19 protein-coding genes and 1 tRNA gene are annotated in these 20,823 nt (G+C 64.2%); 6 read left to right on the forward strand and 14 right to left on the reverse strand.

What is annotated here, in order from left to right; genetic code table 11:
* Window positions 1-86: 86 nt before the first annotated feature.
* Genes ACIQUF_RS07700 through ACIQUF_RS07730 form a run of 7 tightly spaced genes read right to left on the reverse strand, consistent with a single transcriptional unit; the run spans window position 87 to window position 6,431 of the window.
* Window positions 87-1,058 carry a spore coat protein U domain-containing protein gene (locus ACIQUF_RS07700; RefSeq protein WP_403130122.1) on the reverse strand — a complete coding sequence of 324 codons (972 nt, stop codon included), beginning with the start codon at window positions 1,056-1,058 and terminating at the stop codon, window positions 87-89.
* Complete coding sequence (locus tag ACIQUF_RS07705) at window positions 1,055-3,439, reverse strand: fimbria/pilus outer membrane usher protein (RefSeq protein ID WP_403130324.1); 2,385 nt, start codon at window positions 3,437-3,439, stop codon at window positions 1,055-1,057. The genes ACIQUF_RS07700 and ACIQUF_RS07705 overlap by 4 nt, the downstream gene beginning before the upstream one ends.
* A gap of 15 nt (window positions 3,440-3,454) precedes the next feature.
* The gene (locus tag ACIQUF_RS07710; RefSeq protein ID WP_403130125.1) at window positions 3,455-4,231 is read right to left on the reverse strand and encodes a molecular chaperone; all 777 of its coding nucleotides are present in this window, start codon (window positions 4,229-4,231) and stop codon (window positions 3,455-3,457) included.
* A gap of 39 nt (window positions 4,232-4,270) precedes the next feature.
* A complete protein-coding gene (locus ACIQUF_RS07715; RefSeq protein ID WP_403130128.1) occupies window positions 4,271-4,774 on the reverse strand; it encodes a spore coat U domain-containing protein in 504 nt (167 codons plus the stop codon).
* Between the two features lie 9 nt (window positions 4,775-4,783).
* A complete protein-coding gene (locus tag ACIQUF_RS07720) occupies window positions 4,784-5,317 on the reverse strand; it encodes a spore coat U domain-containing protein (RefSeq protein ID WP_403130130.1) in 534 nt (177 codons plus the stop codon).
* Window positions 5,318-5,336: 19 nt separating this feature from the next.
* Window positions 5,337-5,873: a spore coat U domain-containing protein gene (locus ACIQUF_RS07725; protein ID WP_403130133.1), complete on the reverse strand. Its 537-nt coding sequence runs from the start codon at window positions 5,871-5,873 to the stop codon at window positions 5,337-5,339.
* Between the two features lie 30 nt (window positions 5,874-5,903).
* Window positions 5,904-6,431 (reverse strand): spore coat U domain-containing protein, encoded by a 528-nt coding sequence (locus ACIQUF_RS07730; RefSeq protein WP_403130136.1) that lies wholly within the window; start codon window positions 6,429-6,431, stop codon window positions 5,904-5,906.
* A gap of 261 nt (window positions 6,432-6,692) precedes the next feature.
* On the opposite strand from ACIQUF_RS07730, the gene ACIQUF_RS07735 reads away from it, so the two are divergent.
* The 3 genes from ACIQUF_RS07735 to ACIQUF_RS07745 are packed head-to-tail and all read left to right on the forward strand — an operon-like array spanning window position 6,693 to window position 11,842.
* Window positions 6,693-8,963, forward strand: coding sequence for an ATP-binding protein (locus ACIQUF_RS07735; protein WP_403130138.1), 2,271 nt, complete (start codon window positions 6,693-6,695; stop codon window positions 8,961-8,963).
* Window positions 8,964-8,978: 15 nt separating this feature from the next.
* Window positions 8,979-9,440 (forward strand): response regulator, encoded by a 462-nt coding sequence (locus ACIQUF_RS07740; protein ID WP_403130141.1) that lies wholly within the window; start codon window positions 8,979-8,981, stop codon window positions 9,438-9,440.
* A 14-nt stretch (window positions 9,441-9,454) separates the two neighbouring features.
* Window positions 9,455-11,842 carry a response regulator gene (locus ACIQUF_RS07745; protein ID WP_403130144.1) on the forward strand — a complete coding sequence of 796 codons (2,388 nt, stop codon included), beginning with the start codon at window positions 9,455-9,457 and terminating at the stop codon, window positions 11,840-11,842.
* Window positions 11,843-11,967: 125 nt separating this feature from the next.
* Here ACIQUF_RS07745 and ACIQUF_RS07750 read toward each other — a convergent pair.
* Window positions 11,968-12,042, reverse strand: a tRNA-Gln gene (locus ACIQUF_RS07750).
* A 271-nt stretch (window positions 12,043-12,313) separates the two neighbouring features.
* Here ACIQUF_RS07750 and ACIQUF_RS07755 point away from each other — a divergent pair.
* A complete protein-coding gene (locus ACIQUF_RS07755) occupies window positions 12,314-12,556 on the forward strand; it encodes a hypothetical protein (RefSeq protein WP_401074131.1) in 243 nt (80 codons plus the stop codon).
* A 105-nt stretch (window positions 12,557-12,661) separates the two neighbouring features.
* Window positions 12,662-13,747 (forward strand): cell division protein ZapE, encoded by a 1,086-nt coding sequence (gene zapE, locus ACIQUF_RS07760; protein ID WP_403130148.1) that lies wholly within the window; start codon window positions 12,662-12,664, stop codon window positions 13,745-13,747.
* A 6-nt stretch (window positions 13,748-13,753) separates the two neighbouring features.
* On the opposite strand, the gene ACIQUF_RS07765 is transcribed toward zapE, so the two are convergent.
* Entirely contained in the window at window positions 13,754-15,643 is a 1,890-nt protein-coding gene (locus ACIQUF_RS07765) for a propionyl-CoA synthetase (protein WP_403130151.1), read from the reverse strand.
* A 181-nt stretch (window positions 15,644-15,824) separates the two neighbouring features.
* Between ACIQUF_RS07765 and ACIQUF_RS07770 the strand changes: the two genes are divergently transcribed.
* A complete protein-coding gene (locus tag ACIQUF_RS07770; RefSeq protein WP_403130154.1) occupies window positions 15,825-16,691 on the forward strand; it encodes a LysR family transcriptional regulator in 867 nt (288 codons plus the stop codon).
* Here ACIQUF_RS07770 and ACIQUF_RS07775 read toward each other — a convergent pair.
* The 5 genes from ACIQUF_RS07775 to ACIQUF_RS07795 form a co-directional block, all read right to left on the reverse strand.
* Window positions 16,665-17,822, reverse strand: a complete 1,158-nt coding sequence (locus ACIQUF_RS07775; protein ID WP_403130157.1) for an HPP family protein — start codon at window positions 17,820-17,822, stop codon at window positions 16,665-16,667. The two genes, ACIQUF_RS07770 and ACIQUF_RS07775, sit on opposite strands and share 27 nt — an antisense overlap.
* Before the next feature lie 273 nt (window positions 17,823-18,095).
* A complete protein-coding gene (locus ACIQUF_RS07780) occupies window positions 18,096-19,415 on the reverse strand; it encodes a sensor histidine kinase (RefSeq protein ID WP_403130160.1) in 1,320 nt (439 codons plus the stop codon).
* A complete protein-coding gene (locus ACIQUF_RS07785; RefSeq protein ID WP_403130163.1) occupies window positions 19,412-20,080 on the reverse strand; it encodes a response regulator transcription factor in 669 nt (222 codons plus the stop codon). Before ACIQUF_RS07785 ends, ACIQUF_RS07780 begins: the two co-directional genes overlap by 4 nt.
* A complete protein-coding gene (locus tag ACIQUF_RS07790) occupies window positions 20,081-20,395 on the reverse strand; it encodes a PepSY domain-containing protein (protein ID WP_403130166.1) in 315 nt (104 codons plus the stop codon).
* Window positions 20,395-20,703: a PepSY domain-containing protein gene (locus ACIQUF_RS07795; protein ID WP_403130169.1), complete on the reverse strand. Its 309-nt coding sequence runs from the start codon at window positions 20,701-20,703 to the stop codon at window positions 20,395-20,397. The genes ACIQUF_RS07790 and ACIQUF_RS07795 overlap by 1 nt, the downstream gene beginning before the upstream one ends.
* Between the last annotated feature and the right edge of the window lie 120 nt (window positions 20,704-20,823).

Consider the following 20,823-nt stretch of genomic DNA (forward strand, 5'->3'; position numbering starts at 1 on the left):
TCAGGGTCGGCCTCTTCGCGGCTGAAGCCGTTCCCACTGGGGGCCCCGCTGAGCCCGCTAAAGAGGCCGGCACAGACAGACCAACGTCAAAACTGCACGTCAAGAATCACATTGTCGGTATAGGTCGAGGCCGGTGGTGTCGCCTGGTCGGTATAGACCTTGGCGTTGTAGTTGAACACCTGGCTGCCGGTCCCGGTGCCCGCCCCTGGGTTCACATCGGCATCGCTGCTCGACCGCCGTGCGCTGCTCACCGAGCCCCAGCGCACGGCTCCGGCGCTCTTGAAGATGTCGTAGGCCAGGTAATTGTTGGCCGCCGATTTCATCCGCCGCCGCCCGCCCGACACGTTCTGGCCGTCATCCAGCCCCACCGTGTAGTTGCTGCCCTTGGTGCACGACAGGCTCACGCTCTGGCTCACCGTGCCGAACCCGGCCACCACCGGTGCACTGCCGAAACTGATATTGGGCGTGGTGATCTGGCAGTCATTGCTCACCGTCAGCGTCACGGTCAGCGATTGGCTGCCTGAGCCGATGTCGCGCCCCAGGCAAATAGCGCCGATGCCGATCCCCGAGCAGTAGTTCCAGCTCCAGGCCACTGTCAGCGTCTCCTGGTACACCCCCGCCGCCACGTTGCTGCCGATCTGGGTGCGCAGATACAGCGGCACGGCCTTGGGCGTGGTGCCGTTGAGCAGGCCCAGCAGGTCGAGGATGCCATTGCGGGCGAAGTCGAAGGCCACGCCACGGGTGATCGGGTAGCTGGTGCTGTTGTCCGCATAAAGCGTGTAACCGATCACATCGCCCGTCGGGCCCACCAGCCCCGCAGTGCTGGAAGTGATGGTGGCATAAAAGTGATCACCGGAACTGAGCAGGCTGAGCAACGATCCCGTGCACTGAAGCCCCGAGTTGGTAGTCGAGGCGGTCTGCACGGTGGTCCGCACCACCGTCGAGTTGAGGGTGCCGAACCCTGCAGGCAACGTCGGCACAGACGCGCACAACGCCCACACCGAACTTGCCGGCAGCCAAAGCAAGGTGCCCCATAGGCCGCAGCGTAAAGCTCTCATCGGCACACCAGCGGGCCGATCAATGGGATCGAGCCCTCCGCCTCTGGCATCTCGAACTCGACCTGGCACTGCCCTCCACCCTCCAGCTCGACCTGCAAGCGGTTATGCGGCGCAAGGTTTTCCAGGTACACCAAACCATCCCAGCCGACCACCGCCTGGCTGCCGTTCTCCTGGTGAGTGACCTTGCTGCCCAATTTGAGCGGCTGCTGATTGCCATCGACCAGTTCAAGGCTCGCCGCCAGCACGCGCTTGAGCGGGAATTCCAGCAGGTAGCCACTGCCACGGCGCACCGCAACGCGTTGTTCGACATTCGGCGCCAGCACGTCGGGCGGCAGGTCCATGGGGTCGATCTCGTACTTCCCTCGGTAGTAACCGCTGCTGTACGGCACCAGCAAATGGCCGCCCTTGTCGGTGCGCCCGATCTCCTGGTTTTCATAGCGCACCGGCACATCGGCGTAGCCATTGGTGCTGACCACCACAAAGGCATCATCGATGCGGTTGGCGGCGAACACGCCAGCATCCATCCACACCAGTGAGCCGCTGGCGTCGGCCCAGCGGGTCATCTCACCGCTGGTGCCGTAAACGCCGGCCTGCAGCTGCACCGACTGCAGGCGCCAGGTAGCGTCGGCCTGGCGGTAGGCATCGCGGTCACCACCGGTGGCATAACCCAGGTTGTAGCCCACACCGCCCGCCACCGGCACCGCGCGGCTGTAGTTGATCCGCCGCAGGTCTTCGCCGTCCTTGCTGCGTTCCATGCTCACGGCCAGGGTGCCGCTGAAGTCGATCGGGATCACCAGCTGCGCCTGCACCGCCCACTGGCTGTCACCGACTTCGCGGTTGGCCGACAGGTAAAGGCTGCTGTTGCCCCATAGCGGCTTGCTCCAGCTCAGGTTGATCAGCCGGGTGCGGGTGCCGTCGCCGGCGCGTACATCGAAATAGCCGGCGCCGAGGCTGCCGAAGCGGTCGAGGTTGAGGCTCAGGGTGACCTGCTCGCTGCGCTGGCTCAGTTGGATTTCGGGGCTGTCGACGCGGCTCAGGTCGGCATAGTCGCCGTGGCGCTGCAGGCGCTGGTAGCTGAAGCCGATGCGCTGGCTGTTGTATTGATAGCCAAGGGCGACCTGATGGCCCTTCTCGCCGTCGAACTGGCTCTGCGCCAGCGCTGCGTTGAGCACCCCGAAGTTGCCCAGGCGCACGTTGCCGCCCAGCCCGCCGAGCAGCAGCGATTCGGCCGTCTCGACGTGGCTTTCCAGGGTAAAGAACTCGCTGACGCCATGCCGTAAGCTGGCCGACCCCACGCCAGGTCCATAGCTGAAATCGCGTACGGCATAATCGCGGCGCAGGCTGCCCGCAGCCACGGTGAAGTCCGACAGTCCTTTTTGCAGCAAGCTGCTGGTGACGTAGAACGGCAAGGTGGTCGACACCTGACGACCCAAAGCATCGGTGGTCACCACCACAGCCTCGCCAGCACCATTGATGAAGGGCACATTGGTCAGGGTGTAAGGGCCAGGTTGCAGCTCGGTGCTGCTGGATTTGTAGCCGTTGATGAACAGATCCAGCGACGTCGGCACCGCTGCCTCTCCGGCGAAGGCCGGCAACGGATAGGTGACCAGGTCCGGGCGGGCGGCGAAGTCGCGTGACAGCTGGAGGCCGCCCACGCGCACCGAGCTTGTCCAGGGCAAGGCACCGGTGACGAAGTCGCCCGCCTCGTAGGTCAGCAGGCGCTGCTCGTCGGTGAAGCGCCAAGTAGTGTCGTAGCGCAGGAAACCCTGGCGGCTGTCATCGGCCTGCGCGCCGTTGAACGACTGGCGCCACTGGCCTGTGGTGGCGAAGGTGCCCCAGCTGTCGAACAGGCGCAGCTCGTTCCAGGCGGCCAGGTAAGTGCCGCCATCGTCGGTGTCGTTGAGGTACAGGTCATAGTTGAACAGCGCGCCGAAACTGCTGCGTGCATCGCTGGCCGGGTACAGGTTGCGATCGCCGACCTGTTGGTCCGGCAGCCAAGCCGGCGGCACTTGCAGCAGCAGGCGCTGGTTCTGACTGTCGTAGTCGGTGTGCAGGCCGGCCACGCCATCCAGCGCCACCTCGCCCTGGGGGGCGCCTGGCACGGCAATGCCGGCGGCGCGCAGCACTTCGCTGTCGAGGTACAGCCGGCCAGCCCGTTGCTGCACGGGCACCAACTCAGCCCTGGGCACTTGGTTCACCAGCAGGTCGAGGTACAGCGTGGCGTCGGCGATGGCGGCGGCTTCGGTGGGAGGCGGTGGCAGGTCGTCGGCCACAGCCAGGCCGGGACCGATCACGGCCAGCCCCAGGCACCAGCGACGCGTCGCCTGCGACAGCCATTTCACACACGGATTCCGACCATTGCCGGGTCCTCCCTGGCCCATCATTCAAGAAAGGGCTCATTGCCCTTGCCGGATCGCTTCGGCCGTCTCCTGGCCGTTCACCCTCCCTTTCAAAACGCCGCTGCTGCTGGGGGCGACGGGGGCCGGCCAGCGCATGCTGGCGCCTGGCAGCACATAGCCGAGCAAGCCTTCGGCCAGTGGCTTGGCCTGGCTGCCCTGTTGCACCACCACGTCGGTCAGCCTCGCGTGCACCGGGCCGCTGTTGCGCAATTCCACGTACGGCTTGCCCTGCACCATCACCGGGCGCCAGCTCAGCTGCGGTTTGCCGACGCCGCTGGCGTTACGTTTGCCTTCCGGGTCCGGCTTGCCCCACAAGCCTTCGCCATAGACGAACAGTGGGACCGAATAGCGCATCTGCAGGCGGATGGCTGCCGTGGTGCCCTGGCTGGCGTTGTCGGTGGGCAGTGGCGAAGGAATTTCATCGATGATGATGCGGTAGGCCTGCTCCTGGCCGGCCGGTGAGCTGCCGGTGCGGGTCAGGCGGATCAATTGCTTCTGCCCGGGAGCGATGGTGGCGACCGGCGGGCTGCCGATGATCTCGCGCTGGGCCTGAAATTGTTCCTGGTAATCGCCCTGGCGCCAGGCGAACACCCGCACCTGCAGGCTGGCCGGGGCCGTGCCGCGGTTCTCCAGCCACAACGCGCCGGCCTTCTGATCAGCCTCCAGTACCGGGTCGATCGGCCAGATCAACACCGAAGTCGCCGCCCCCACCGGCAGGCTCGCCAACAGCAACAATCCGATCAAACCCTGCGCCCACTTCGCGCCTGCCCGCATACCGCTCTCCTTGCTCGATTGTCTGAGTGCCCGGTTGTTTCACCAGGTCACCGCCACTTGCACCACATCGGTATAGGTTCCCGCCGGCAGCAGGCCAGTCAGCTGCGTGCGGCCATACACCGACAGCTTGATCGCCGCCGGGTTACTGGTGTTCAGGGCTACGCTCTGGCCGACTGCGATGTTCTGGCTGTACGCCGCGTCTTGGTAAAGCTGATACGCCAAGACCTGGGTGCCGCCGCCGCGCTTCAAGTAGCGCGTGCCGCTCACGCCGTTCTGGCCAGCGTCCAGGCTCATGCTCAGGCTTACGCCAGGGGTGCATTGGAAGGTCACCGTGGTGCCGCCCAATGCGGTACTGAGAATGCCGGTCGACAACGCCGACTGCGTGCCGTAGTTGAGCACGCCATAGCTGGTGACCCCGCCGACCACCAGGCAGCCCGCGGCGATCGTCGCCGAGACCTGGAACGTGCTGGTGGTCGCGGCATCCAGCGACGGTGCCAGCAGCACCCCGACCCCGGTCAAGCAGCCATACACCCAGCTGCGCATGACGGCGGCTCAGAATGACAGCTCGACGGCCACCGTGTCGGTGTACACCCCTGCCGGCAGGCCGGCCTTGCCGCGTGCCTGGCCATAGAGGTTGACGGTCTGCGCCACGCCGGTGCTGGTCGGCAGGGTGATGGTGCCGTCGATCGCCAGCAACTGGGTGCGCCCGGTGTCGGTATAGAAGTCGTACGGCACGAAGTTGCCGGCGCCGTCGGCCAGTGCCCGCGTGCCGCCGCTCGAGGCGCCATCATGGGCCCCTGCGCGCACGCGGATTGCCGGCACCGTGCCTGCCGAGCAGAGAATGCTCATGGCACCGCCGCCTCCACCCAGCACTTGGCCGTTGGCCGTGGTGAACAACGCCTCCTGGGTACCGAAGCTGAGGGTACCGAAGTTCAACCCCGAGGAGCCCGTGCTGCCATTGACCTGGCAGGCCGAAATCAAGGTCAGGGTCGAGCTGATGGTCCCGGTCACGGTGGCGGCCTGGGCGTGGGATGCCAATGCCAGGCCGAGGCCAGCGAGGATGCAATGGGTGAGGTTCGTTCGCATCGGAGTCTCCTTGCGTTGATTACCAGTCCAGGGTCACTCTCAGGGTGTCGCGGTACAGCCCGGCCGGCAGCGAGCGCGGTTGCGCCACTACCACGCCATAGATGGGAATGGGGATCTGATCGGTGCTGTTGATGGTGAAGGCACGCGCCTGGCCAATGCCGTAGCGGCTGTTGCCACCGGGGTCGACGGCCAACTGATAGGGGATCATTTCGCGGCCATTGCTCAGCCGACGTACGCCATCATCGCCGTTCATGCCGGCGTTGATGCGCACGTTGAAGGCCCTGACCTGGGGTGTGCAGCTGATCTGCAGGCTGCCCTCGCCGCCCGCCTCGTCAACCCGCGTGCGCAGCGGCTGGTCCCAGTTCGGGCCGCGCTGGCCGAAGTCCATCAGTCCAGGGTTGCCGAGGGTCGCGGGCGGCTGGTCACCGCTGCTGATCTGGCAGGCCGCGGAGATCACCAGGCGTGCCTGGATGAAGCCGGTGGTGGTGCCGTGCGCCGTACCGGCGGGCAACAGCAGCGGGCCAAGGCTGAGCAGCAGGAGCGAAGTGCGGTTCATGGCATGACGTCCTTGTGCATGGCGGCCTCGTTACCAGGTAACCGTGATTTTGAGCAGGTCGGCGTACTGCCCGGCGCGGGGTACCCAGGCCATCTTGTCGATACGGGCGTACAGCGGCAGCTCGACCGTGCCGCTGTCCGGTACCCGGGCGGCATGCGCTTCACCCACCGCCACCGGCTCGCGCCAGCCCGCATCGCGATACAGTCGATAAGGAATTGGCCGGGCCTTGGCATCGCTGCTGGCGAGGAAACGCAGTTCACCCACACCGCCGTGCTGGCCACCATCGACGCGCACTTGGTAAGGCGTATCGGGGTTGCACTCCAAGCGCGGGGGGCGATGATTGATCAGCACGCCGCTCAAGGGCGCACCGGGGCCGTCCAGACGAGCGGCCTCACCCAGGTCGATTTGCCCCAGGGCCTGTGCGCCCGCATCGCGTTGCTGGTTGACCAGCATGCAGCCCCGCTGCACCAGGACCCGCACCTCGACGAGGAAGTCCGCCGCCACGGCACTGCCGCTCAACAACAGGCCCAACAGCGCGGCCAGAAAGCGTTCCGTCACTTCACATTCCTTGTTTCTCTATTATGAATTTCAGCGTAGCAGCCGTAGGCCAAGCCGTGATGGCTGGGTGCCATTCTTTTGTGATAACGACAAAGATTTAGCGGCCAGTAAAAAATCCCCAACAAATTTTCCACTGACAGCGAACCCATGAACATTCAACGCCTCCAATGGCCATAGGCCGGCAAAGCGGTGCACATTCTGTTACGGTGCATAGCGACAACGAGTCGGTAGCAGACGCATGCGCGCCATGCATGGACGAACATGACAGGAGCGTATTCATTGACGACCGCAGACATCGCCCTCGCCGAAGCCGTGGAACGCTGCGCCCAAGAGCCGATCCAGGTGCCGGGCAGCATCCAGCCCCACGGCTTTCTGCTGGTGCTTGACGAACAGAGCCTGCATATCCTCCAGGCCAGCGCCAACGCCGAACACTGGCTGGGCGTGCCCGCCCGTGAGCTGGTGGGTTGCACCTTCGCCGACGTGGTCAGCGACAGCTTCGACCTGCGTGCCCAGCTCGAACGCTTGCCCAGCGACGACGTCTTCCCTTTCCACATAGGCGATGTGCAATTGCGCCCGGGCGCCCTCAGCAGCGACAAACTGCGGCTGCTCACCCACCGCCACGACCAGGTGCTGATCGCCGAGTTCGAACCCTTTCGCCAGGCCACAGGCATCGCCAACCAAGGCGACTACTACCCGCTGGTGCGCGGCTTCGTCAGCAGCCTGAACAATGCCGCAAGCCTGGAAGAGCTGTTGCAACAGACCGTGCTGCAAATCAAGCGCATCACCGGTTTTGGCCGAGTCAAGGCCTACCGCTTCGATGCCGAGGGCAATGGTGAGGTGCTCGCTGAGGTGGCCGAAGCCGGTTACCCGCAATACCTCGGCTTGTGCTTCCCGGCGGCCGACATCCCGCGCCAGGCCCGCGAGCTGTATCGGGTCAACCGCATTCGGGTGATCGAAGATGCCAATTACCAGGCCTCGCCGCTGGTACCTGCCACCAACCCACGCACCGGCAAGCCGCTGGACATGACGTTCGCCGCCTTGCGCAGTGTCTCGCCGGTGCACCTGCAGTACATGCGCAACATGAGCACCCTGGCCTCGATGTCCTTGTCGATCGTGGTCGACGGGCAGCTCTGGGGGTTGGTCTCGTGCCACGACCAACACCCGCGGCCGGTCGATTTGCGCACGCGCACCGCCTGCGAGCTGCTGGCCAGCGTGTTGTCGCTACAGATCGAGTCGCGCGAGTCCCATGCCAATACCCAGAAGCTGCTCGACCTGCGCCAGCACATCGTGCGGATGATCTCGTCCATGGCCGACCATGACAGCGTCAGCGATGGCCTGCGCGCCTTGCCCGAGGTGCTGCTGGCATTTGCCGGCGCCAGCGGCGCGGCAGTCATCTCTGCCGAGCGCTGCGACCTGATCGGCCAGACACCACCTGCGGCGCAGGTCAATGCACTGGTGCACTGGCTGGGCCAGCGGGGTGACGAAACGGTATTCCACAGCGACAACCTGCGCCGCGACCTCGACGAATTGCCCGAGCTGGCTGAGCATGCGGGTGGCGTGCTGGCCGTGGCCATTTCGCAAATCCACTCGCACTACTTGCTGTGGTTCCGCCCCGAACAGGTGCGCACGGTCAACTGGGCTGGCAAGCCGGACAAACAGATCGGCCCCCAGGGCGCGCTCAACCCACGGCATAGTTTCGAGCACTGGCAGGAACAGCTCAGCGGTTACTGCGAGCCCTGGGACCCGCTGATGGTCGAAGGCGTGATCGAATTGCGTACCGCCGTGCTGGGGATCGTGCTGCGCAAGGCCGAGGAACTGGCGCAACTGGCCAACGAGCTGCAACGCTCGAATAAGGAGCTTGAAGCATTCTCCTACAGCGTGTCCCACGACTTGCGCGCGCCGCTGCGGCATATCGCCGGTTACACCGAACTACTGGGCGAAATTGAGGGTCAGGGTCTGAGCGAACGTGGTCGGCGCTTCCTCAAGCATATCGAGGAAGCGGCGCAGTTCGCCGGCAGCCTGGTGGACAACCTGCTCAACTTTTCGCAGATGGGCCGCTCGGCGCTGCGCCTGTCGGATGTCGACCTCAATGCCCTGGTCGAAGCCATCCGCCAGGAGCTGGCGCCCGACTATGAAGGACGCGAGATCGTCTGGGATGTCGCACCACTGCCAAAGGTGTTCGCCGACCCGGCATTCATCAACCTGGCGCTGCACAACCTGATCGCCAATGCCATCAAGTACACCCGTGGCCGCGAACCTGCACGCATCGAAATCGGCGCGCACCAGCACGCCGGGGAAACCGAGGTCTATATTCGCGATAACGGTGTCGGTTTCGACATGGCCTACGCCAACAAGCTGTTCGGCGTGTTCCAGCGTCTGCACCGCATGGAAGATTTCGAAGGCACTGGTATCGGCCTGGCCAGCGTGCGTCGAATCATCGAGCGCCACGATGGCCGGGTGTGGGCCGAGGGCCAGGTCGACCAGGGCGCCAGTTTCCATTTCACCCTTCCCCGTCACACAGAGACCCCTTGAGGCACCCGAACCATCATGCTCAAACCTATCCTGCTGGTCGAAGACAACCCCCGGGACCTGGAGCTCACGCTCGTGGCCCTGGAACGCAGCCAGTTGGCCAACGAAGTCATCGTCCTGCGCGACGGTGCCGACGCCCTCGACTACCTGCTGCGCCGCAACGCGTATGCCGAACGCGACGACGGTAACCCAGCGGTGTTGCTGCTGGACCTGAAACTGCCCAAGGTCGATGGCCTGGAGGTACTCAAGGTCGTGCGCGCAACCCCCGAATTGCGCAGCATTCCGACAGTGATGCTGACCTCCTCGCGCGAGGAACCTGACCTGCTACGCGCCTATGAACTCGGCGTTAACGCCTACGTGGTCAAGCCCGTGGAGTTCAAGGAGTTCGTCGCGGCGATATCCGACCTTGGGATATTCTGGGCGGTGCTCAACGAACCCCCACCCGGCTCGCTGCGCCTGAACCGGCGTGGCAGCAACTGAGGCCCGCCGCGAAGATGCAGCAAACGCCGCTCAAATTACTGATGGTCGAAGACAGCTCGCTGGACGCCGAGCTGACCCTGCTGAGCCTGGAGCGCAGCGGGTTGCACGTGCAATCGCGCCTGGTATTCGACCATATCGCCGCCGAGCACGCCCTGCGTGAGGCCAGGTATGACCTGATCCTCTGTGACTGCGTGCTGCCAGGCTCGTCTGGCACCGAGGTACTGGCCATCGCCCAGCGCCTGGCGCCGGACACGCCGTTCATCTACCTCTCGGGCATCTACGGCGAAGAGCACGCGGTGGAAATGATCCGCCTGGGTGCCACTGACTATGTATTGAAGAAGAACCTGCCGCTGCTGCCCAAGGCCGTGCGCCGGGCGTTGACCGAAGTGCAGGAGCGCCAGCGTCGGCGCCGCGCCGAGGAGGCCCTGGCGGATGTCGAGGCACGTGCGCGCATTGCCATCGATGCGGCCGGCATGGGCACCTGGGACTTTCGCCCGCATGAAGGGCGGCTGGTCTGGGACGACCGCTGCAAGACCTTGTTCGGACTGCCCATTGACACCGAGATGACCCTCGACGTGTTCTATGCCGGCATCTACCCTGACGACCTGCCACGGGTGCGTGATGCCGTGGAGTTCGCCATGCGCCCTGACAGCGATGGCCTGTACCGGGTCGAATTCCGCATTGCCCAGCCCAATGGCCGTGAGCCACATTGGTTGCTCAGCAGCGGCCAGTGCCAGTTCGTCGATGGCCAGTGCACACGATTTTCCGGTGTATTGCAGGACATTCACACGCAGCGTCTGGCCACCCAGGCGCTCAAGCAGCTCAACGAAATGCTGGGTGAACGGGTCGAGCGCCGCACCCGCGAGCGCGACCGTGCCTGGGAGCTGTCCCAGGATTTGCTCGCCGTGCTCAACAAGGACCTCACCCCGGTTGCCTTGAACCCAGCCTGGGAGGCCAGCCTGGGCTTCTCCCGCGAACGCCTTAGCCAGACCTCGCTGCTGCACTTGCTGCCCGAACCCGATCAGGAGTCGCTGCTGACCGAGCTGGCTGCCCTGGCCCATGGCCGCACCAGTGCCCGCTTCGTCGGCCGCATTCAGCATGCCAGCGGCCAGTTGCGCTGGCTGTCCTGGGTGGTGGTACCGGAAGACACGCTGCTTTACGTGGTGGCACGCGACATCACCAGCGAACGCGAAGCCTCCCAGGGCCTGGCCGAAGCCAACGACCGCCTGCGCGAGCAGATCACCGAGCGCGAGCGCATCGAGGCGGCGCTTCAACAAATGCAGCGGCTTGAGGCGGTCGGCCAGCTGACGGCCGGTGTCGCCCACGACTTCAACAACCTGCTCACGGTCATTCTCACCGGGGCAAGTTTCCTGGAGCGTGACCTGGGCAAGGGTGACCTGGACAAGGCCCGCACGCGCTTGAAGCATATTCGCGAAGCGGGCGAGCGCGGCGCCAAGCTGACCTCGCAATTGCTGGCGTTCTCCCGGCGCCAGCGTTTGGAGCCGGTGCCGCTGAACATGAATCGCACCCTCACCGGCCTGGAGGAACTGCTGCGTCGAACCTTGGGCGGTAGCATTTCCGTGCGCCTGGATCTGGACCAGAGCTTGTGGCAGGCGCTGACCGACCCGACCCAGACCGAAATGATCATCCTCAACCTGGCGATCAACGCCCGCGACGCCATGCCCGAAGGCGGCCAGCTGACGCTCACGACCCGCAACACGCGGATCAAGGCCCGCCCCCAACGCCCGGAAGACCCCGAGCCCGGCGAGTACGTGATGCTAAGCATCCGCGACACCGGGTGCGGCATGAGCGAAGAGGTGGTGGCCAAGGTCTTCGAGCCGTTCTTCACCACCAAAGACATCGGCAAAGGCTCTGGCCTGGGCCTGGCCCAGGTGTTCGGTTTCGCCAAGCAATCTGGCGGCGGGGTGCGCATCGATACACAGCCGGGGCATGGCACTCAGGTGGCGGTGTACCTGCCAGCGGTGAAGCATCAGCTGGCGGCCGAGCCGATTGCCCCGGTGGCCTCCCAGGCGATCAGCGACAGTGGCCGTGACCGCACTGTGCTGCTGGTCGATGATGACCACCTTGTACGTGACATGCTCGGCGATGTGCTGCGACTGTATGGCTATCAGGTACGCCAAGCGCACAACGGCGAACAGGCGTTGGCGCTGCTGGACGATGGTATCGACTTGTTGCTCACCGACTTCGCCATGCCTGAATTCAATGGCGCACAGTTGGCGCTGGCGGCACGCGAACGGCATCCGCGGTTGCCGGTGGTGTTTCTCACCGGGTATGCGGAGTTGCAGGGGCTGGAGTTGCCAGACAGTTTGGTGATGCAGAAGCCGGTGCAGGCTGAAGAGCTGGCGCGGGTGCTGGATGAGCTGCTGCGGGTGGCCAGATAGATTTCCAGTGAATGCGCTGACCTTTTCGCAGGCAAGACCGCGAAAGGGCCGGCGCAAACGACAGAAACGACAAAACCCAGCGCCGATTGAATCTGCACTGAATTCAAAAAATGGTGTTTGAAAAATGGCAGGGGCGGCTGGATTCGAACCAACGCATGGCAGGATCAAAACCTGCTGCCTTACCGCTTGGCGACGCCCCTGTATCGGATGCAGCGTGAGCTGCTCTGACCATTCCAACTGAGTGACAACTGGGTTGTTGTCTTGGAATGCGCGGCACTTTAACAACATTCTTTCGGCCTGGGAACCCCCCAAGTCAAAAAAAATGCTTTAAAACAGCAAGTTAGTGTTTTGCAGGGCCTCGCGAGGCAAACCCAGGCAACCACCCGTCGTTTTTCCGCCGCTTCGCTTTAACACAATCGCTTTCCTCCCTTCCAATCAGATAAGCGATCTGCATTGACCAAGGAGGATGCCATGCCCGTTTCCCACGACCTGTACCAGGACCTGCACTACCCCCGCGAAATCGTCCAGCAGCGCCGCCAGCAGGACAAGACCCTGGACCGTCTGCTCGACGAATACATTGACATCGACAACCAGGTTCTCGCTGCCGAATCGATCTCGGCGGGTAACTTCCAGGATGACGACCTGCGCCAGCTCAAGGAGCGGCGGCTGACCGTCAAGTACATGATCGAGCGCCAACTGGAGCGCAAAGGCTGAATCATCTGCCCAGGCGATCAATGCGCAGCAGTTTTTGCGTTGGTCAAATTGGCCGAGCTGGGGCAAGCTGCACCCTGCCCTTCTTTCGCCCAAGGAGCTTCGCGTTTGTCAGCCTGGATTCCTACCCCACTGCGCCAGCTCGGCCTGCGCCGGCGTGCTGCATCTTCCAACAACAGCGAACTGCTCACCTGGTTCGAAGACAAGGCGCGCAGCCGTGGTTATCAGCTCAGCGATGGCCAGCGACGTGTCATCCACAACATGGCCGAACAACTGGCGCGGCTGCCGGATGGCGAGCCACGCAGCCTGTACCTTCATGGCTCGGTAGGCCGAGGCAAAAGCTGGCTGCTCGACGGTTTCTTCCAAGCGATAGCGGTCGAGGCCAAGCAGCGCCTGCACTTCCATGACTTTTTCGCCCGCCTGCATCAGGGAATGCACCGCCATCGGTTGTTGGACGATGCGCTGGGCGCGACCTTGGACGAATTGTTGGGCGACTGCCAGGTGCTGTGCTTCGACGAATTCCATGTGCATGACATTGGCGATGCCATGCTCCTCACCCGCCTGTTCACGGCGTTGTTCGCACGCGGCATCTTCGTCCTGGTGACCTCCAATTACGCGCCCGAAGGGCTGCTGCCCAACCCGCTGTACCATGAGCGATTCTTGCCGGTGATCCGCCTGATCAACGGCCGGATGGAAGTACTTGAGGTAGGCGGCGACACCGACTTTCGCAGCTTGCCGGCCAACCGCGAGCATCAGCGCTTTACCCAGGGGCACTATGTGTGGCCGGGCGATGCGGCGCAGCGCCTGGCCTTGAATGTACCCGCCGCGCAACCGGTTACCCTTGAAGTGAACAAACGCATGCTGCGCACGCTGGGCATCAGCGACAGACAGGTAATGTTCGCCTTCGATGACCTGTGCGAGCAGCCCACGGCGGTGATCGATTACCTGCAGCTTGCCCAGCAGTACGACACCTGGGTAATCGATGGGCTGGATGACCTTTCGGAATGCTCTTTGGCCGCACAGCAGCGCTTCGTCAATCTGGTGGATGTGCTGTATGACCAGGACCGGCAGGTGACGGTGATCGGGCGCAAGCCGCTGGAAGAAAGCCTGGGCGGGGCGATTGCCGACTTGATGCGTACTCGCAGCCGGTTGGGGCAGTTGCATCAGGTAGGGCCTGACTTGCCCCGCGAATAGGCCAGTTCAGCCAGCCCTGGGCAAATCCGCCAGCACCGCCTCGATCTCCCCCAACACCGCCGGATCATCCAGGGTCGACGGCGGCACATACGCCTGCCCATCGGCAATCTTGCGCAGCACCGCCCGCAAGATCTTCCCCGAGCGGGTCTTGGGCAACCGCTTCACCAACCGCACCCGGTTGAAACACGCCAGCGCACCGATTTCCTCGCGCACGCTGCCCACCAGTTCGACCAGCAACTGCGACTCGCCGATGCCCTCGCCATCCTTGAGCACCACCAGCGCCAGCGGCACCTGCCCTTTGATCTCGTCATGCACGCCGATCACCGCGCACTCGGCAACCGCCGGATGGCGCGCCACCAGGTCCTCCATCTCGCCGGTGGACAAGCGATGGCCGGAGACGTTTATCACATCATCGGTGCGCCCCATGATGTAGACGAAACCCTCGTCGTCCAGATAGCCACCGTCGCCCGTGTGGTAATAGCCCGGATAGGTCCGCAGGTAGGCCTGCAGGTAGCGCTCGTGGTCACCCCATAAGGTCTGACTGCAACCGGGCGGCAACGGCAGGGCAATGACGATTGCACCCTGATGGTTGGGACCGAGCAGATGCCCGTCGTCATCCAGCACGCGCACGTGATAGCCCGGCACCGCGCGGTTGCTCGACCCCGGTCGCGCCGCGCTTCCGGGTAGGCCGACGCATGGCGCGGTCACCGGCCAGCCGGTCTCGGTCTGCCACCAGTGGTCGTGGACCGGCTTGCCGCTGACCCGCTCCAGCCATTCATGGGTGCTGGAGTCGAGCTTCTCCCCGGCCAGGAACAGCTGGCGCAGCGAGCTCAGGTCATGCCTGGCTATCAGCTCGCCATCCGGGTCTTCCTTGCGAATCGCCCGCATGGCGGTTGGTGCGCAAAAAAGCGCATTGACCTTGTACTGCTCGACCACGCGCCAATAGGCCGAGGCATCCGGCGTACGGATCGGCTTGCCTTCGTAGAACACCGTGGTGCAGCCGCTCATCAGCGGCCCGTAGACGATCAGCGAATGGCCGACCACCCAGCCGACATCGGAAATCCCCCACCACACATCCCCGGCCTGCATGCCATAAATGTGGCGCATCGCATAACAGAGCGCGACCGCGTTGCCGCCGTTTTCACGGACGATACCTTTGGGTTTGCCGGTGGTACCGGAGGTGTACATGATGTACAGCGGATCGGCGGCATCTAGCTCCACCGGCGGCACCGGCTCGGCATGCGTCAGCGCATCCTGCCAGTCGAGATCACGACCGGCCTGCAACTGGGCGCGGACCTGAGGCCGCTGCAGTACCAGCACATGACGCGGCTGATGGCGCGCCAACTGCAGGGCGCGGTCGACCAAGGGCTTGTACTCGATCACCCGCTCGAATTCCAGGCCGCAGGAGGCCGTCAGCAGCAGCGTCGGCCGTGCATCGTCGATCCGCAATGCCAGCTCGTTGGCGGCAAAACCGCCGAACACCACCGAATGCACCGCGCCGATCCGCGCGCAGGCGAGCATGGCCATGGCCGCCTGGGGCACCATCGGCATGTAGATGATCACCCCATCGCCTTTGCCCACACCCAACTGGCGCAGCAGGCCCGCCAGGCGCGCCACTTCGTCACGCAGTTGGTTGTAGGTGAACGCCTGCTGCACACCCGTCACGGGCGAGTCGTAAAGCAATGCCGTCTGCTCGCCGCGGCCCATTTCGATCTGCCGGTCCAAGGCCAGGTAGCAGCTGTTCAAGCGCCCGTCGGCGAACCATTGATGAGTGCCGTCGGGGTTTTCCTGCAAGGTCAGGGTCGGTTTGCGGTACCAGGCCAGGTGATCGGCCTGTTCGGCCCAGAAGGCGGCGGGGTCGGCAATGGAATGGGCGTAGCTGTGCTGGTAAGTCATGTCGAGGGCAACCCGGTACTTGTTGTTATTGAAGGGCGAATCTTGAGTATGGACCGCCACGCCGGGCCCGCCATGGGACTAAAGTCACAACCCATATGCACATTTGCAGAGAACGCCAATTGCGCCCCATAACGGTGCAAAGGCTCTAGAATAGGCGCCCTTTTCCACCACCGAGCAGCCCATGGATATCGATCAGGCCCGAACTTTCTTGGAAATCGTGCGTAGCGGCAGCCTGGTCGCCGCCGCCGAGCGCCTGTTCGTCTCGCAAACGGCGATCACCGCCCGCGTGCAGCGCCTTGAGCAGCAGTTGGGCTGCCAGCTGTTCGTACGCAGCCGCAACGGCGCCAGCCTGACCAGCGACGGCGAGGCCTTCGTCAGTTACGCCAACCAGCTGGTACAGACCTGGGAAGCGGCGCGCCGCGACCTGCCGTTGCCCGAGGGCTGCCAGCAGGTGCTGCATGTGGGCGCCGAGGTCAGCCTGGGCAACCCGATACTGCTCGACTGGGTCAGCGCCCTGCACCGTGAACTGCCCACCCACGCCATCCGCAGCGAAGTCAGTGACGGTGAGTCGTTGCTGCGCAAGGTGGAAATGGGCCTGCTCGACGCCGCGCTGGTGTATCAGCCGACCTACGGCCCGGGCCTGCAGGTGGAGCAGTTGATGGAAGAGAAGTTGATCCGCATTCGCCGGGTCGATCGGCCCGAACCGTACATCTACATCGACTGGGGCGAGGCCTTCCGCCGCCAGCACGACGCCGCCTTGCCCGATTGCGCGCGTCCGGCACTCAGTTTCAACCTCGGGCCGCTGGCCTTGCAGTTCATTCTCGACCAGGGCGGCAGCGGCTATTTCCGTACCCGTGTGGTGCAGGCGTACCTGGACAACGGCGTGTTCGAGCGGGTGGATCAGGCGCCGGAATTCACCTACCCGACCTTCCTGGTGTACCCGCGCAAGCGCGACAGCGAGGCCCTGCAACAGGCCTTCGCGGTGCTGCGCCGGCTGGTGGCCGCCGGCGCCAGCGACTGGTCACAACGCTGGGACCCGCTGATCTGAAGCGCTGCCGACGACGCTGAGCAACTGGCGCTTGAGGCCGGCGATGAGGTCGGTCTGGGTGATCACCCCAACCAGCTGATCGCCGTCGAGTACCGGCAAGCAATGCAGGCCCTGCTCGCACAACAGCGGCAGCAGCCGCTCAAGCGGGTGCTGGCTACCGACACTGATCACCCTCCGGCTCATCACCTGCTCCATGCGCACCGCCTTGCGACCGAACAGCCCACGCCAGCTGAACTGGCCACGCTGCATGGCCGGGCCAACCAGGTCGCTGAGGCTGACAATGCCCACCAGCTTGCCCTGCTGCAGTACTGGCAAGGTTTTCAGGTGATGGCTGTCGAGCATTTTCCAGGCTTGCTCCAGGGTGGTATCTGGCGAGGCGAACTGCACATCGCGGGACATCACCGAGGCGGCGGTGATGCCTCCGAGGCTGCGTTTCAGGGCGTGCTGCTCGGTGGCCTGGATGATGCGCTCCAGCTCGTCGCGAGTGACGTCGACGTACTCACCCAGCTCTTTCAGAGCCTGGTCAAGGTCCTCGCCGCTGACCCCGACGCGCTCACTGGGCAACGGGTCGTGAGTGTGGTGCAGGTCTTTGCGCGGTGCCACGCCCTTGGGGTAGCGCACGCCGGTCAGGCGGTTGTACACCACCGCCACCGCTACCAGGATCAACGCGTTGAGCAGCACGGGTTCAAGCAAGTGGTCGCCCAGCGCCGTCAGCCCCGAGTCGGCCAGCACCGCAGTCACCGCCACGCCGCCACCCGGCGGATGCAGGCAGCGCAACAGGCACATCACCAGGATCGAAATGCCCAACGCCGCCGCCGCGACCCACAGCTCAGGGCCGAAACCTTCGCGCATGGCCAGGCCCACCGCACCGGCCAGGGCATAGCTGCCCAGCACCGGCCACGGCTGCGCCAGCGGCCCGGAGTGCACGGCGAATACCAGCACTGCCGACGCCGCGAGCGGACCCAGCAGGTGCAAGGCGATGCCGGGGCCGTAGACCAGGCTGGTCAGCCAGCCCGCGAGAAACAGGGCGAGCAGCGCGCCGGTACCGGCACGCAGCCATTGTTTGGGGGGAATATTCAGCGGCGCCGGCAACAGCCGCTGCAGACGACTTTCGGAACGCAAGGCAGGCATTTAAGTAATCGTGGTTATGTTTTTTTAGTTAAAAAGAAAGCCCAGCCGGATTGGCCTGGGCCCTTAGGGGCTCCGTCCATGGAGAGATGGAAACCGCAGGGTTTCGTGAGGGGGATTGTGCCGGTAGGCGGCGGGCTTGGGCCAATTCAAAAAAATGCGGCTGTACTGCAATTTTTTTGAATTGGGAGCGGCTTTAGCCGCGAAGCAGGCGACGCGGTGGGTGCACCGGCTGCGCCGGTGTTCGCGGATGAATCCGCTCCTACGGGGATCGCGTCAGCGGCCCTTGCGCGGTAATTCGATGCTCACTCGCAAGCCGCCCAGTGGGCTTTCCTGCAGAGCCAATGTCCCGCCCCAGGCATCGACGATATCCCGCACGATCCCCAGCCCCAGGCCATGCCCATCGACCTGCTCATCGAGCCGCGAACCCCGCTCCAGTACCTGAAGACGCTGGCCTTCAGGGATGCCGGGGCCGTCGTCATCGACCATCAGTCGGTAGCCCTCGGCAGACGGCGTGATCCCCAGCCGCACCTCGCTGTCCGCCCACTTGCAGGCGTTGTCCAGCAGGTTACCGAGCAGCTCCAGAACGTCTTCACGGTCCCAGGGCAGCAACAGACCTGGCGGCACGTCGCGCTCTAGCAGCAAGCCTTCGCCATGAATCATGCCCAAGGTGGACAGCAACCCCGGCAACTCGGCGTCACAGTCGAATTGCGCGCCAGGCAGCGCATCACCCGCCAAGCGTGCGCGGTTCAGCTCGCGGGCCAGGCGTTGCTGGATCTGCTCCAACTGTTCACGCAATTGCGCCTGGACCTCGGGCAGGTCTTTCAGGCGCTCGCTGGAGGCCAGGCTGAGCAGCACCGCCAGCGGCGTCTTCAGCGCGTGGCCGAGGTTGCCCAGGGCATTGCGGGAGCGGCGCAGGCTGTCTTCGGTGTGGCTGAGCAAATGGTTGATCTGGCCTACCAGCGGCAACAGTTCGCTGGGCACTTCGGCATCCAGCTGCGAGCGCTGGCCCTGCTGCAGCTGGGCGATCTGCCGGCGTGCGCGTTCGAGCGGGCGCAGCGAGCGGGTGACGGTGATGCGCTGCAGCACCAGCACCAGGATCAAGGCCACCAGCCCCATGCCCAGGCCAATTTGCTGCAGGCGCCGGAAGCTCTCGCGCACAGGCGAGTAATCCTGGGCCACGCTGATCGAGATGTCCTGCCCCAAACGCCGATAGTCGGCCCGCAGCGCTAGCAACTGCTGACCTTCCGGGCCCAGCTCGTGGCTGTCGGAAAGGCCTGGCGCTGCCGGTTTCGGCATGTCCAGGTCCCACAACGAGCGAGAGCGCCAGGTGCCTTGGTCGAAGTCGATGCGGAAGTAGTAACCAGAGAACGGCCGCTGATAGGCTGCAGAAATGCGCCGCTCATCCAGCTGCAAGCCGGACGGTCCACGCACCAGTGCTACCAGCAGGTTCTCGCTTTCCTTGCGCAGGCCGTTTTCCAGGTAGCGCTGCAGGCCGGCCTCGAACAGCCACAGGGTGAGCTGTGCGAGCAGCACGCCGACCACGACCAACACAGCAACCAGGCCCAGGCTCAGGCGTGCCTGGATCGATTTCACTCCGAGCTCCCGGCGTAGATATAACCTTGCCCACGGCGGGTTTCAATAACACTGCGGCCCAGCTTGCGGCGCAAATGGTTGACGTGCACTTCCAGCACGTTGGAATCGCGCTCGGTTTCACCGTCATACAAGTGCTCGGCCAGGTGGCTTTTGGACAGGATCTGCTGCGGGTGCAGCATGAAATAGCGCAACAGGCGGAACTCGGCGGCGGTCAGTTGAATGTCTACGCCCTCGCGGCTTACGCACTGACGGCTTTCATCCAGGTGCAGGCCGGCGGCCTCCAGCTTGGGCTGGTTGGCCAGACCCCGCGCCCGCCGCAGCAGCGCCTGGATGCGCAGTTGCAGCTCTTCCGGGTGAAAGGGCTTACTGAGGTAATCATCGGCACCGGCCTTGAGCCCCTCGATGCGCTCGGCCCACGAGCCGCGCGCGGTGAGGATCAATACCGGCGTGGCCAGGCCACCGGCACGCCACTGCGCCAGCACTTCCAGGCCCGGCAACCCCGGCAAGCCGAGGTCGAGAATGATCAGGTCATAGGGCTCGCTCTGGCCCTGGTACACCGCATCACGGCCGTCGGCCAGCCAGTCCACGGCGTAGCCCTGGCGCTGCAGGCCGGCAATCAGTTCGTCAGCGAGCGGGACATTGTCCTCGACAAGCAACAGGCGCATTCAGTCGTCTTCCTCGTCTTTGAGCAGGGCACCGGTGCTGGCGTCGAGCTTGATCTCACGCACCACGCCCGCGCTTGTCAGCAGCTCGACTTCATATTCGTAACGATCATCGTCTTCTTCCAGCTCGGCCTCCAGCAGACGCGCCCCGGGGTGACGCCCCAGGGCGGTCTCCAGCAGTTGCTCAAGCGGCAGGATGACACCCTCCTGGCGCAGCTTGAGGGCTTCATCCTGGTCCAGGTCGCGGGCAACAGCCAGGGAGCAGACGGCCAGCAGCGAGAGCGCCAGGTAACGCGCTGGCCGGGGTACGTGGATCATTAGCGGTCCTGTTCGTCCTTGAGGACTTCACCGGTCTTGGCATCCAGGTCGACGTCCCATTCGACGTTCTGAGTGTCTCGCAATTCGACCTTGTAGATGTAGCGGCCGTACTCGTTTTCCAGTTCGGAATCGGTGACGGTGGCGCCCGGGTGCTTGGCCACGGCGGCGGCTTTCAGCTCGTCCAGCGACTTGATGGTCTTGGCGTTGACCAGCTTGACCACTTCGTCAGGCTGAACGTCCTTGGCAAAGGCAGCGTTGGCACCGAAAGCCAGGGCAGCGGCGGTGAACAGGGCAGTAAAAGTCTTCATGGGGTCTCTCCATCGAGATATGTAATGTGTCTACGGGGTTAAGATTAACCACCGGTCCTTAACTCAACCTGAAAACAGCTGGCGTCATGATAGCGCAGCCGGTTATCGCATTCAGACCTT

The organism is Pseudomonas sp. NPDC090233, from assembly GCF_044772285.1.
Lineage (GTDB): Bacteria > Pseudomonadota > Gammaproteobacteria > Pseudomonadales > Pseudomonadaceae > Aquipseudomonas.